14 protein-coding genes are annotated in these 13,346 nt (G+C 54.9%); 9 read left to right on the forward strand and 5 right to left on the reverse strand.

Annotation, left to right across the window (positions count from 1 at the left end; all coding sequences use genetic code 11):
- Window positions 1-17: 17 nt before the first annotated feature.
- The 3 genes from KP814_RS06625 to KP814_RS06635 are packed head-to-tail and all read right to left on the reverse strand — an operon-like array spanning window position 18 to window position 3,445.
- Entirely contained in the window at window positions 18-377 is a 360-nt protein-coding gene (locus KP814_RS06625; RefSeq protein ID WP_216736017.1) for a cupredoxin domain-containing protein, read from the reverse strand.
- Window positions 374-2,986 carry a heavy metal translocating P-type ATPase gene (locus KP814_RS06630; RefSeq protein ID WP_216736018.1) on the reverse strand — a complete coding sequence of 871 codons (2,613 nt, stop codon included), beginning with the start codon at window positions 2,984-2,986 and terminating at the stop codon, window positions 374-376. Before KP814_RS06630 ends, KP814_RS06625 begins: the two co-directional genes overlap by 4 nt.
- Window positions 2,987-3,013: 27 nt before the next feature.
- Window positions 3,014-3,445 carry a MerR family transcriptional regulator gene (locus tag KP814_RS06635; RefSeq protein WP_216736019.1) on the reverse strand — a complete coding sequence of 144 codons (432 nt, stop codon included), beginning with the start codon at window positions 3,443-3,445 and terminating at the stop codon, window positions 3,014-3,016.
- A gap of 182 nt (window positions 3,446-3,627) precedes the next feature.
- On the opposite strand from KP814_RS06635, the gene KP814_RS06640 reads away from it, so the two are divergent.
- The 4 genes from KP814_RS06640 to KP814_RS06655 all read left to right on the forward strand — a co-directional run bounded on the left by KP814_RS06640 (window position 3,628) and on the right by KP814_RS06655 (window position 7,807).
- Entirely contained in the window at window positions 3,628-3,993 is a 366-nt protein-coding gene (locus KP814_RS06640; RefSeq protein ID WP_253938213.1) for a helix-turn-helix domain-containing protein, read from the forward strand.
- A gap of 247 nt (window positions 3,994-4,240) precedes the next feature.
- Entirely contained in the window at window positions 4,241-4,756 is a 516-nt protein-coding gene (locus KP814_RS06645; protein ID WP_216736020.1) for a lactoylglutathione lyase family protein, read from the forward strand.
- Between the two features lie 339 nt (window positions 4,757-5,095).
- A complete protein-coding gene (locus KP814_RS06650) occupies window positions 5,096-7,039 on the forward strand; it encodes an AGE family epimerase/isomerase (protein ID WP_216736021.1) in 1,944 nt (647 codons plus the stop codon).
- Between the two features lie 66 nt (window positions 7,040-7,105).
- A complete protein-coding gene (locus KP814_RS06655; RefSeq protein WP_216736022.1) occupies window positions 7,106-7,807 on the forward strand; it encodes a DJ-1/PfpI family protein in 702 nt (233 codons plus the stop codon).
- 102 nt (window positions 7,808-7,909) lie between these two features.
- Here KP814_RS06655 and KP814_RS06660 read toward each other — a convergent pair whose 3' ends face one another.
- Complete coding sequence (locus KP814_RS06660) at window positions 7,910-8,893, reverse strand: lipin/Ned1/Smp2 family protein (protein WP_216736023.1); 984 nt, start codon at window positions 8,891-8,893, stop codon at window positions 7,910-7,912.
- A 426-nt stretch (window positions 8,894-9,319) separates the two neighbouring features.
- Between KP814_RS06660 and KP814_RS06665 the strand changes: the two genes are divergently transcribed.
- A complete protein-coding gene (locus KP814_RS06665) occupies window positions 9,320-9,637 on the forward strand; it encodes a hypothetical protein (RefSeq protein ID WP_216736024.1) in 318 nt (105 codons plus the stop codon).
- A 122-nt stretch (window positions 9,638-9,759) separates the two neighbouring features.
- Here the strand turns inward: KP814_RS06665 and KP814_RS06670 are convergent, their stop codons facing one another.
- On the reverse strand, window positions 9,760-10,731 hold the full coding sequence (locus KP814_RS06670) for a YafY family protein (protein WP_216736025.1): 972 nt from the start codon (window positions 10,729-10,731) through the stop codon (window positions 9,760-9,762).
- A 103-nt stretch (window positions 10,732-10,834) separates the two neighbouring features.
- Here KP814_RS06670 and KP814_RS06675 point away from each other — a divergent pair, with 103 nt between their 5' ends.
- The 4 genes from KP814_RS06675 to KP814_RS06690 all read left to right on the forward strand — a co-directional run bounded on the left by KP814_RS06675 (window position 10,835) and on the right by KP814_RS06690 (window position 13,319).
- Window positions 10,835-11,488, forward strand: a complete 654-nt coding sequence (locus KP814_RS06675; RefSeq protein ID WP_216736026.1) for a glutathione S-transferase family protein — start codon at window positions 10,835-10,837, stop codon at window positions 11,486-11,488.
- Between the two features lie 141 nt (window positions 11,489-11,629).
- On the forward strand, window positions 11,630-12,178 hold the full coding sequence (locus KP814_RS06680) for a 2OG-Fe(II) oxygenase (protein WP_216736027.1): 549 nt from the start codon (window positions 11,630-11,632) through the stop codon (window positions 12,176-12,178).
- Window positions 12,179-12,211: 33 nt separating this feature from the next.
- A complete protein-coding gene (locus KP814_RS06685) occupies window positions 12,212-12,439 on the forward strand; it encodes a hypothetical protein (protein ID WP_216736028.1) in 228 nt (75 codons plus the stop codon).
- 67 nt (window positions 12,440-12,506) lie between these two features.
- Window positions 12,507-13,319 carry a DUF2310 family Zn-ribbon-containing protein gene (locus tag KP814_RS06690; protein ID WP_371824040.1) on the forward strand — a complete coding sequence of 271 codons (813 nt, stop codon included), beginning with the start codon at window positions 12,507-12,509 and terminating at the stop codon, window positions 13,317-13,319.
- Window positions 13,320-13,346: the final 27 nt, after the last annotated feature.

Here is a 13,346-nt window from a genome sequence, read left to right on the forward strand (position 1 = left end):
CTATTCATCGCTGGCGATCAGACAACTTTCAGCGATCCCTGGTACATGTTCATCTGACAGTTAAATTTATAGACGCCTTTTTCCTGCGCCTGAATGCGGATGTCCTTGGCGTGGCCGACCGGCAACTCCTCGCTGATATTCAGGCCGTCGAAAATCACCATGGCGGCGCAGGGGCTGGGGTCTTTGCGCAGGAAGCGCAAGGTGGCGTTTTCCCCAGCGGGTATTTCGATGTGATTGGGACTGTACACGCCGTCCGCCACCGTGATTTCGATGGCGCCGCCGGCGCTGCGCGCGGCGCTTTGCGGCCGCCACAGCCAGAACCAATAGATCACAAAAGCGATAGCGCCCAGGCCGAGCAGGTTGACCAGAATACTCATGCCGCTTTCTCCTCTTGTTGATGCTGCGCGTTGGCGGCGCTGCTTTTGAACAGACGCAGGCGATTGGCGTTGCTGACCACCGTGACCGACGACATGGACATGGCGGCTCCGGCCAGCACCGGGCTCATCAGCACGCCGAGCAGGGGATACAGCAATCCGGCCGCCACAGGAATCCCCAGCGCGTTATAGATAAAAGCGCCAAACAGGTTCTGTTTGATATTGCGCACGGTGGCGCGGGAAACCTCAATGGCGTCGGCAAGACCGTGCAGGGAGCCGCGCATCAGGGTGATGTCGGCGCTTTCAATTGCTACGTCCGTACCGGTGCCGATGGCGAAGCCTACGTCCGCCTCGGCCAGCGCCGGAGCGTCGTTGACGCCGTCGCCCACCATGCCCACCAATTCACCCTGCGCGGCTTTCTGGCGCAGGTCGCGAATCACGCGCGCTTTATCTTCCGGCAACACTTCGGCGATAACTTCATCTACACCCACCTGTTTGGCGATAGCCTCGGCGGAGCGTTTCACATCGCCGGTCAGCATGATGACGCGCAGGCCGCGTTCGCGCAGACGGGCGATGGCGTCGCGGGAGTCGGATTTGATCTTGTCCGCCACAGCGATGACCCCGGCCAGTGCGCCATCGGTCGCCATAAACAGCGGTGTGGCGGCCTGTTCCGCCAGTTTATCCGCCGCTTCCTTGAGCGGGCTGGCGTCAATGTGATTGGTCTCCATCCAGCGGCGATTGCCAAGCAGCACGGTGACGCCATCAATCACTCCGGTCACGCCTTGACCGGATTCGCTATGGAAGTCGACGGGATCGCTCAAGGTCAGGGACTGTTCGCGAGCGGATTCCACAATCGCCATGCCCAGAGGGTGCTCGGAGGCTTTCTCCAGACTGGCGGCGAGACGCAATAGTTCAGTTTGATCGCGTCCGTCGACCGCCTGAATCTCCAGCACGGAAGGCTTGCCCTCGGTGATAGTGCCGGTTTTATCCAGCACCAGAGTGGCCAGCTCGCCCGCCTGCTGCAGGGCGCCGCCGTTGCGGATCAGTACGCCAGCCTCCGCCGCCTTGCCGACGCCGACCATCACCGACATGGGCGTCGCCAGCCCAAGAGCGCAGGGACAGGCGATGATCAGCACGGTGGTCGCCGCCACCAGCATATGCGCGATCCGGGGATCGGGACCGAAGTTATACCAGGCAAGGGCGGCGATGACGGCGATGATCAGCACCACAGGAACGAACACGGCGGAAATCTTGTCCGCCAGTCGTCCCAGCGGGGGTTTAGCGTTCTGAGCTTTTTTCACCATGGCGATGATTTGCGCCAACGCCGTGTCTTTGCCGACTTTCACCGCGACATAGGTCATGGAGCCAGTTTTATTGAGCGCGCCGGCGGACACCTTGTCCCCCTGTTTTTTCTCCACAGGAATCGGTTCGCCGGTCAGCATGGACTCGTCCACCAGACTTTTACCATCGCGCACCTCGCCGTCCACCGCGATTTTTTCGCCGGGGCGCACGCGCAGGAGGTCGCCTTTACGGACGTTCTCAATGGGAATGTCTTTCTCGTCGCCGTCGCGAATGACGCGGGCGGTTTTGGGCTGCAAGTCCAGCAGTCGTTTTATGGCCTGGGAGGTTTTACCGCGGGCGCGCACTTCCAGCGCCAGACCCAGGTTGATCAAACCAATGATCATGGCGGAGGCCTCAAAGTAGACATGCCGCGCCATTTCCGGCACAGCCTGGGGTAAAGCCGCCACCGCCATGGAGTACAGCCAGGCGGCGCCGGTGCCGGTAGCGATCAACGTGTCCATGTTGGCTGAATGATTCTTGAAGGCTTTCCAGGCGCCGGTGTAGAAGTGGCCGCCGGATTTCGCCATCACTCCCAAGGTGATCAGGCCGACCGCCAACCAGGCGAACTGGCTGAGACCCGTCTGCACCATCATTTCCCCGCCTAACAGCCCCCAGGCCATCAAGGGGACGCCCAGGACCAGGGCCAGCCACATATTTTGCAGCAACCGCTTGTAGTAGGCCTGCTCCGCCTTCTCCTTGGCTTCCTGATCAGCGGCGTCATCCGTCGCCGGGGTGGCGCCGTATCCGGCCTGCTCGACCGCCTGAATCAATGCGTCCGTATCGGCATCGCCTTCCACTGCAGCGGTGCGGTCGGCGAAGTTCATGGAGGCGCTGGCGACGCCGGGAACGTTCTGCAACGCCTGCTCGATTTTACTGACGCAGGCTGCGCACTTGGCTCCAGTGATATTTAATTGGATGACGCCAGCCTGACCTGTCGACGGTGGTGAAGCGTTTTGTTCCGGTGAGGATTCCAGTTTCTCGGTGTTGAGTTCGCAATGGTCGTCAGCGGCGCCATCGTTATTCCGTTTGTTCTCTTTATCCTGCTGGTTCTCTTTCAGCTCCGCCGGATAGCCTAACTGGCGGATCGCCTCCAGCGCGGCGGGAATATCCACGGCGGCGTCGATGGCGACGGTTTGTTGTTGCAGATCCACCGACACCTTGTCTGTGTCGGTCAGAGGGGTCAGCGCGTGTTTGATTTTCTTCACGCAGCTTTGGCAACCGGCGCCTTGGATTGCGATAAGCGCGCCTTGTTCCGATAGTGTCTGGTTCATGTCAGCCTCCGTTATCAGAGCTTAGTCTTATACGTTGGATTCTTGTTCCCAATATTCGATCAGCCGGCAGATGGTGTGGCCGTTGGGATCGCCGTCAGGCATGTGCTCCCAGGCGCTCATCGCCTCCTGCATACGGACTTTGAGCTGAGTGAGTTCGGCGATCTGGCGTTCCACTTCGGCGAACTTCTCTTCAAACAAGCGTCGCACCATCGGGCAGGGGGAGTGATGATCCTCCGCCTGAAGCATGATTTGATTGATCTCTTTGACGCTGAACCCTAATTGCCGCGCCTTTTTGGCGAAGATCAGCTTTTGCAGGTCGTCCCGATCATAGAGTTGGTAACCGTTGTCCGGATCGCGCCTGGGCTTCAAAAGACCCTGTTTGGTATAGAAGCGCACGGTGTCTGCGGTGACCCCGCTGCGTTTCGCCATCTCGCTGACTTTCAGTTGTAAACCCGTCATGTTCCGGCATCTCCCATTGTCTGCGTCGATGAATTTAAGCTTAGTGTAAAACCTGGGAGTAACACATAGGTCAAGGGGGAGTAGAAAATGATTGAAAAGAGACTGCCTTAGGAGGATGTGATCGCGCTAACCCTGTATTACCATTCGGATTTTGGTTACCGAGAGAGTTCGCCGAGGGACGCATGTATACCTGGAATGACAAACCCTATCGATGCCCGGTGGAGATCGCCTTTGCGGCGGTGGGCGGCAAATGGAAGTGCCTGATACTGTGGCACCTGCATTTGGGCAAAATGCGATTCAAGGAACTGGAGCGTATCGTGCCGGGAGTGAGCCAGAAAATGCTGACGCAGCAGCTCAAGGAAATGGAGCGAGACGGACTCATCGTGAAGACGGTTTTCCCGGAAGCGCCTCCCAAGGTGGAGTATGAGTTGACGGAGCGTGGCCACAGCATCTTTCCCATTCTGGAGCAGATGCATGAATGGGCCATCGCGCAGTTCGATCTGAAAAAATCGGCGCAAACAGAGTCGCTCCCACCCATCTCCACTTAAGTCAGCAGAGGCGCGGGTTTAACGGCGATCCTGCCTGCTATGCAAGTTGGAATCGCTGGCGGAAGAGAGGATGCTTACCAAAAAGTGCCTACTTGATCAGCCACTTAGCCCTGCCTATGATGCTCTCAGATCGCAGTCGCTCTGCGATATAATTAAGAGAAAAAGTTCGGCCGACTTGTTTTTCTGCTTCTCATTTCTATGTGAAATGCGCCTGCGGGCGCGAGCAACAAAACATTGAGGTCAACAGATGGAAAAAAGATATCCAAGAGCCTTTTCCCACATTGGGATATCCGTTCCCGATATCGCCAAAGCCCTGGAGTTTTATCAACAGGCGCTGGGCTGGTACGTCATCATGGACGTCACGGAGGTCAAGGAAGAAAAGGACACCGCGATTGGCGCCATGTGCATCGACGTATTCGGCGAAGGCTGGGGCTCCTTCAAAATCGCCCACCTGTCCACCAGCGACAGCATCGGAATAGAACTGTTCGAATTCCCGCAAAACAAAACGCCCCGCCACGAGTTCAACCCCTATCAGACTGGCGTGTTCCATTTCTGCGTACAGGACCCGGATGTGGAAGGGCTGGCTCAGCGCATCGTCGAACTGGGCGGCAAGCAAAGAATGCCGATCCGGGAATATTTTCCGGGTGAAAAGCCCTACAGAATGGTCTACATGGAAGACCCGTTCGGCAACATCGTGGAAATTTATTCGCATTCCTACGAGCTGCACTACAGCGCTGGAGCGTACCAGAATCAATCCGTGTAAAGGGCGACAGCCCCGCTGACACTGGGACTTTAGACCGGTTAATACCAGGTTTGGTTATTACCATACTTGGTTAATGCCAGGTTTAGTAAATACATAAGCGACGCGTTGCGCCGGTCGGTGGCGGAGCGCGTTGTCCTCACAGACTTATTTCTGCGTTGTAAGCAATTCATATCTTCAAACAAGCGCCTGCGTGGGTGCGCAGACAGGGGGATCAGACCGGTTCAGCCGGTGAAAACAGGCAGTTTTCAGGCGCTTCCAGGGAGATGGAGCGATAGGGATTTTTGTTTATAGCACATTGGTAGTTGTTGACGTTAAACGAAAAGAAAACGAAAGAATAATATGTTTAAGAAGAAGATACTGGCCTGCGTTGTTACTGCTTCACTCTCTCCATTACTTTTCACATCCAGCCTGGCCGTGGCGGCGAATGAGCCGCAGGCGGCAAGCGCTGTAGTCTCTGCGTCATCCATGGCGGAACGCACGGGATTTACTTTTTCCGATCTGGTCGCCGGTTACGTGAACGGATATGACCGCACGAATAAGACCTTCGCCATGAAAACCCGCAATGGCCACGAGCTGTCCGTGAAAATCGGCGATAACGCTTATGCGGAATTCGTGCGCAACCTCGGGGAGGAGTTCAAGAACGCCACGGATAAGCTGGACGTCATGCTGACCCAGGGCCGCTACGTATACGCCTATGGCGTGTTTTATCCCGATGGCGGTCAGTATGCTCTGGAAGCGACCCATCTGGTTTTCCCCACAAGTCAGGATAACCAATACGTCTTTGAACAAAGCGACTGGTGGAGCCGTCAGATCCGTGAACTGGCGGATTTTTATCTGCAGGCGGAGTTTGGCGATGGTCCCATCGATTACACACGCTATCGCACCAACCTGTCTCTTGAAGGGGATAAACTGGGTGACGGCATTCAGGAAGCTGCCACCTTATCGCGCCTGATATACGGTTTCGCCACCGCGTACATGATGACGGGGGAGGATCGCTACTGGGAGGCGGCGCAGAAGGGAACAGCATACCTGCGCGCCAACTTTCAGGTGAACAAGGGCGAGCAGTTCTATTGGCTGCATGCGTTGGACGTTAATGGCAAAAACGGCGTTGAAACCTTTGCGGGCTCGCGTTTTTCCGACGATTACAACGCCATTCCCTGTTACGAGCAGATCTATGATCTGGCGGGACCGGTGCAGACCTACCGCATCACCGGCGATAGCGCCATTCTGCAGGATGTGGAGAAAACGCTCGCTCTGTTTGAAGATCGCTATCGGGACAAGAGCGCTCAGGGCGGCTATTTTTCCCATATCGACTCAAGCACGTTCAGTCCTCATGCGGAGTCTCTGGGCGATAATCGCAGCAAGAAGAACTGGAATTCCGTCGGCGATCACGCGCCAGCGTATCTGATCAACCTGTGGCTGGCCACCGGCAGGACGGAATACGCCGACTTTCTGGAAGATACCTTCGACACTATCGTCGCCCGCTTCCCCAGCGTGAGCGAGAGTCCCTTCGTCAACGAGCGCTTTTTCGCGGACTGGTCCGTGGACGCCGGCTACAAATGGCAGCAGGATCGGGCGGTGATCGGCCATGATCTGAAAATCGCCTGGAACCTGATGCGCATGAACAACCTGCGCCCGAAGGCGTCCTACTCCGAGCTGGCGCAAACCCTGGGCGACGCCATGCCGAAATACGGCGCTGACTTGCAGCGCGGCGGCTGGTATGACGTGGTGGATCGCAAGCGTGATGACGGTCAGAGTCAGCACCGTTTCGCTTTCCATGATCGCAAAGCCTGGTGGCAGCAGGAGCAGGGCATTCTGGCCTATCAGATTCTGGCGGGCGTGACTGGCAATCCTGACTATCTGCAACTGGCGCGAGAATCTTCCGCTTTCTACAACGCCTGGTTCCTGGATCGCGCAGACGGCGGCGTGTACTTCAACGTATTGGCGGGCGGACAGCCCTATGTGGAAGGGATGGAACGCAGCAAGGGCAGCCACTCCATGGCGGGATATCACGCGTTTGAGTTGGCCTATCTGTCGGCGGTGTACAACAAGCTGCTGATTCTGAAGCAACCCATGGATCTTTACTTCAGGCCGCAGGCGAACGGTTTTACCGGAAACCTGTTGCGAGTGCAGCCGGACATCCTGCCCCAAGGCAGCGTGAAGATCGACAAAGTGTGGGTGAACGGCGAACTCTATGAGGATTTCGACCCCGCCAACCTGACGGTGACGCTGCCTCGCGATCATCAGGAAATGAGCGTCAAAGTCAGGCTGACGCCCGCCTGATGCTCTCTACGAGCGCCCTGTGTGCGGGGCGTTCGTCCGCATATTTGGATAGAAAGGAATTAACCCATGTTTTTAAGATCGACGACCCTACTGCTGGCGGCGCTGACGCTGTCCGCCTCGCTTTTTTCTTCCGCTTCCTCAGTAGAAATACCGCAAGTCACAGTGCAGACGCCGCCGGTGACGGGGGACTACAAAGGCAAAATCGGCGTGCTGGTGGAAGAACATTTTGATGAAACCGAGCTGGTGGCGTTCCAGCAATATTTTCCCGCCCACGGCTACGAAGTGGTGTTCATGTCATACTTGTGGGGGCAGTCTGAGCTGACTTTTAACGGCAACGATCACCAGCGCCAAGTGGTGGTGAAGACGGATATCACTCAAGCGGATCTGTCGCAATATGCTGGCGTTATCCTGATCGGCGGCTACGCCATGGATCGCCTGCGCTATCAAACCGAGCTGAGCGAAGATGGTGTTTCCCATGCCCCGGCGGTGGAGTTTTTGCGCCAGATTATTGCCACCGATCGCATCAAAATCGGCGCTATATGCCACTCGCTCTGGTTATTCACGGCAGATCCAGCTCTGCTGCAGGGTCGTAAGGTCACCGCCGCGCACAATATTGTTGCCGATGTCCGTAACGCTGGCGGGATATTGCAGGTAGAGAATAATCAGGCGGTGGACACCTTCGTGGACGGCAATCTGATTACCGGCAAGCACCCGGCGGTGGTGGACGCTTTTATGGAGATTTTTTTGCGGGAGCTGGATAAGTCCTGACGTTCACGGTTTAGGAGGAATAGGAGTTTTCGTTCCCACTCTGATCAGGTGAAAGCAGGGAAGCAAAGGCTTCCCTGCTTATGACTGCTTAGGGATCGTTGACTATCGCCACTCGCATCCCGCGGCGGGCGTTTCCGTCACAACCGTGGAGTAGTGATAGGCGTAATCGCCGTCAATCGCCCGAGTGCCTTCCTGGCCTGCTTCCGGCCCGATGATGTAAGTCTCGGCCTTTGACAAACCGGCGTCGGAGTAGGCCGCGATATCGGTGGCGGCGTTACCGTAGGCGCGCACGATATCCAACTGCACGTCATTCAGCAGGTGGCGGATATAAGCGGTTTTATAGGCCTGAGTTTGTGGGCTGGCGGGGTTTTCCGCGTTGCTGTCCGTGCGCAGGTGCCATTGAAACAGGCCTTTGGTGTTGAACCAGTTGCGGGTGGTTTTGGCCATCCAGTACTGGCGACCGGTGAGATACACCACTTGATAGCCTTTCTCCACATAGTCCCACACCACTTCCGCCGCGTAGTTGTGCATTTCCGCAGTGTCTGTGCCCAGGTAGTCGCCAATGGCTTCGAAGTCGTTGAGGGTCAGCGTGCCGTCGATGTCGAAAAGCACGGTTTTACGGCCGGGTTGCACCACCGTCAGGTAACCGGATGCTTCCGTCTGGTCGCCTTCCACCACCATGCGCACCACATAATCGCCTTCAGGCTTGTTGATGTTGACGTAAATCTTGCCGTCGCTATTGGTGCGATGTTCTCCCAGGTATTCCCAACCGGACATGCCGGTACCGTAGACGTAGACATGAATGTCCTCGTCCTCCAGATCTTTGTGGAACAGGGCGGAGTAATCGAATTTGCCCACCATGGTGGCGGAGTCGCCGGCTTTGACGATCTGGTCATGGACCATATGGAACGGCTTGTTCAAGGAAGCGAGCAGACGGTTTCCCCAGTGGTGAAACGACTTCTGCGCCGGCTTTTGCAAACCGGGCGCGTGCAGCACGCTGTCGTAGTCAGGGCAATATTCAGCGTTAGCGGTCAGGCTGAGCGAAGCGGCGAGCAAGCCGCCAGTCAGAAATGAGAGTTTATGCATGATTTTAAAGAGTCCTTTTCTAATTATTGTTCAATGAGGCATCCCCATTTCATCCTGTTCAGTAAATGGGGTGTGAACGCGGCCCTAATTTTTCACAGCAATATGAAAAACTGGTTAAAGCCGTCGGGAAATTGTGCATGCTGAGGAAGGCGTGGAGTATCCCTAATACAGACTATATCCGATGGGGTTTGGGTGGTTTTTACAGGATATTGTGGGCATATCCCTCATCATGAAAACGCCAACTGGTCGAGCCTTTTGTGAGCGCTCGGACTTATGCCCGATTGCAACGAAATGATGGAATTTTGTAATTTAATGGATAATTGGGATCTTGTGGTCACTTTAGCAACAAATAATACCTAGAGATGCCGGTGCGGAAGGTATATATTTTGGAATGTAAAGCGTACTCGTCAGCAGGAGGGGAAGGCTGTGTTGAATAAAGTTGTAAAGATGGGCGCACTCGCCTCATTGTTGGTTATTTCCGCGTTTAGCTCTGCGGCTCCGAATGAGGGCGGTATGGTATACAGCGGATATGTATACAAGTTTGATAAAGGCTCTCATAGCCTGGGCTTGGTCAGGGCTTGGTCCACCTTTAACAAAGACTCCGACGTCAAAATGGTGAAGCTGGATTCCAGCTTGAAGTTTGACGGTCTTACAGAAGGAACCAAGATCGAATACAAGCTTGGCGATAGCTTCAGTGCGAACGAGCGGATTGTTGAGTACTGGAAAGCCAATCCAGATTCCTGATACCGTCTTTGTTTAAGCGGGTTTGATTGAAAGCTGCTGACCATCAGGGGAGCAGCTTTTTTGTTTTCAAGGTTCCATTTCCTCTTAATGTCTGGGATAGAATAGTTACTCTATATAAAGTTCTACTTTGATTGCGCATACAACTGCGCCATCTCCTCCGCGATACTCGCCATTTTTTCCCGCAACTCCGGCGGTCCCAGCACTTCCAGATCAGCGCCGAACCGCAATAATTCCACACAAGCCTGACGCAGGGCGCCAACGGGCAGTGTGGCTTTACGCCAGCCTTGTGCGTCTGGAGTGGGGTCTAACAAGGTGGCGGCGCGCACATAGGGCGAGTTGAGCGCGTCCATCATCCAGACGCCTTTTTCGGATAGGCGCACTTCAGCGACGTAGGTGTGCAGCTCCTCTTCCAGACGGAGAGTATTGGCGCGCCAATAAGCGGCCAGATCGAATTCCACTGGGCGTTCAAAACGAGTGGTGGAGACGCTTAGCTCCTGAATGCGGGAAATGCGATAGGTGCGGAGGTCGCCATCGACCTGCGCCACCAGATACCAGGAACCGCTTTTCAGGACGACGCCAAGTGGTTCGGCGCGACGTTGCTTTTCTCCTTTCCAGCTCTGGTAGCGCATCTCGACCGTTCGTTGTTCCCAGACTGCCTGGGTGATGTCCCGGAGGTGATCTGGATGTTCTGACTCCGCGAACCAGGCGGGGGCGTCAAGATGAAACCGGGATTGCATGCGCTCCGCCCCGGAACGCAGTTCCTGAGGCAGGGCCGCCAACAGTTTCGTCTGGGCGGCGGAGACGGCGGCGCCCAGACCCATATCGTTGGCTGGGCCGGATAAACCGGTCAGGAACAGGGCCTCTGCTTCTTGCGACGACAGTCCGTTGAGCCGGGTGCGGTAGCCGTCCAGAAGACGGTATCCGCCCTCAGCGCCCCGCTCGCTATAAACCGGGATGCCCAGTGCGCTCAGGGTTTCTATATCGCGGTAGACCGTGCGCAGAGACACGCCACACTCCTTCGCCAGCACCGGCGCGGTGGTCTGGCCGCGGGCTTGAAGGGTCATAAGGATGGTCAGGAGACGGCTGGCGCGCATAACAAACCTGCTGCAAATTTTTATTTTAAACCTGACAAAAGTTGACAGGTATGGGGTCGTATTATGCCACTGAGTTTATTTCCCAACCAAAAGGATATGCGTCATGGCTTCTGATTCGAAAATCACGTTGTTTCACTGCCCACAGACCCGTTCCACAGGCTCCATGGTATTGCTGGAGGAGCTGGAAGCGGCTTATGAAGTGAAACTGATCAACATTCGTAATGGCGACAATCGCCGAGATGAGTATTTGCAGGTGAACCCCTTGGGCAAAGTCCCTGCACTGCAGCATGGCGATGCGCTGATCACGGAGCAGGTGGCGATCTTTCTTTATCTTGCTGACTTGTTTCCACAGGCAGGCCTGGCTCCAGCGTTGAATGATCCATTGCGCGGGCCTTATTTACGCTGGATGGTGTATTACGCCAGCTGTTTTGAGCCGGCGGTGGTGGACAAAGCGATGCAAAGAGACCCAGCGCCGCGGGACACCAGTCCCTATGCGGATTATGACGTCATGTTGAACGCGATCGTCGAGCGTATCGCCAGCGGGCCCTATATTCTGGGCGAGAAGTTCTCGGCGGCGGATGTATTGTGGGGAATGGCGTTCCACTGGTGTACTCAGTTTGGTTTGGTTCCGCGCACGGAGGTCATCGACGCTTACATCAAACGCGTCACCGGTCGTCGCAGTTTCAGCGAAGTGTTGGCCAAAGACGTGGAGATAGCGGCGCAACTGCAGGCGAAAACGGAAGCATCGGCAGACTGATTACCCTTCTTATTCCTCATCCTATCGCCGCCCTTTGTGGGCGGCTTATGCGTATGGTTTTCCCTGTCCGCCACAGGATAATACAAACTCCTACCGCCCATTTGGGCATTCGCCGCGTAGTCATAGGAGTGAGTTGGCGACATGAAAAAAATCGAATACGGTGCAGGCGTTTTCGCCATTCAAGGGTTTCTAACGCCGCCAGAGTGCGACGCTTATATTTCCGACAGTGAAGCAATGGGATACGACGAAGCGGAGATTCAAACCGCGCGCGGGTCGCAGATGTACAAAGATATCCGTAATAACGATCGCGTTATTTTTGACGACGCCGTCATGGCGGATAATATCTTCAACCGAATCAAAGCCATGCTGCCGCAGGAAGTGGACGGCTGGGAACTGATCGGCTTGAACGAACGCTTGCGCTTCTATCGCTATGAACCCGGCCAGTACTTCAAATGGCATCGCGATGGCTCATACGCCCGCAGCGAGAAAGAAGCGAGTCTACTGTCATTCTTGATCTTTCTGAATGAAGACTACGAAGGTGGAGAAATCGCCTTCCGCTGGGACAAAATCAAACCCGAAAAAGGCTCCGTGGTAGTATTTCCCCATGCCACAATGCATCAAGGCTCCACTGTCGAAAGCGGCGTTAAATATGTGCTGCGCACGGATGTGATGTATCGGGAAATAGCGTAGCCTTTATATTCCTCAATTCTATGTGGTATTTCGATGGAAGATATACTTGTCCTTCTCCTTAGACTGCTGGGCGTCATTGCGCAAGGCGTGTTCTATTTCGTGATGGAGTTTCTGATCAAAGGTCCGGGATATCTGATCCATCGGCTATTCGCCGGTAAACATGCCGACCCGGAAGGATTATTTGCGTTTGTGTTTGGGATACTGTTTTGGGTTGTCGTGGGATTCGTTTGCTATTTCGTCTACAAAGCCTTTCTCAGTTAGCTATTGAATTAATGGTTCATTCTGCCCGTTATTACCTCTCTATCTCACGCTCTTCGAGAAAATAATAGTGCTGTATAAAATAAGTTTTAGACCTGACGCTTCCAGGGACTTTGACATGACGGAAGCCAAGGAGGTTTTTGAAAATTACCTCGCGGCTATGCTGAAAAATGGTCAAATATTTGGTGATTATTATATCGTTTCCCAAAACGGAGCTTTGCATGCATACGCTAACCTTCAGGGCGCACAAGCCATGCATCGTAAACATCATAGTCAGTTTGGGCTTGATTGTTTGGCGAAGATAAATGCACTTTTCGGCACTCATCCACACTGGGAGTGTTTGGAGGATATGCAGGAAGAAGAATTTGATTGGCGTACTTCTTCGTCGCTGATTCTAGCCACGGATATGTTTGCTGAAGGGGCTTCTCTACGGAGAGAAGGTGATGGCAAAGGGGTTCCGCTTTATCACCTTCCTGTGTCTGACGAAGTCAGGGAAAATATTTACCGTTGGAACTTGTCGTATCAAGCTCATGATCAGCTCTGGATAGATAGCGGCTCTCTTGAAATACCCGCTTACAAGGAGATGACGGATGTTAATAGCGAACTGTCCGAGATGGGAAGGGAATACTGCCGACTAATAGAGTTGGCGACTGATCTGCCTACCTATTATTTTCTGTATCGTTATTGGGGGCGTGGCCAGGATGAAGCGCATCGCAAATGCCCGGGCTGCGGTGGCCGTTGGCGTACTTCAGAGCCGCTTGATGGACGACGCGAATACTGGCTTTTCCCATTCAAATGTGACCCTTGCCGTCTTGTTTCCGGCGCAGGCGTCGAAATGGATGATGACGACCTCGCACTCATTGGCGAGTGGACAGGCCGATAGTTATTAGGAGCGGTAAAGCCTGGTAAG

It is taken from the genome of Hahella sp. HN01 (assembly GCF_018986435.1).
Lineage (GTDB): Bacteria > Pseudomonadota > Gammaproteobacteria > Pseudomonadales > Oleiphilaceae > Hahella.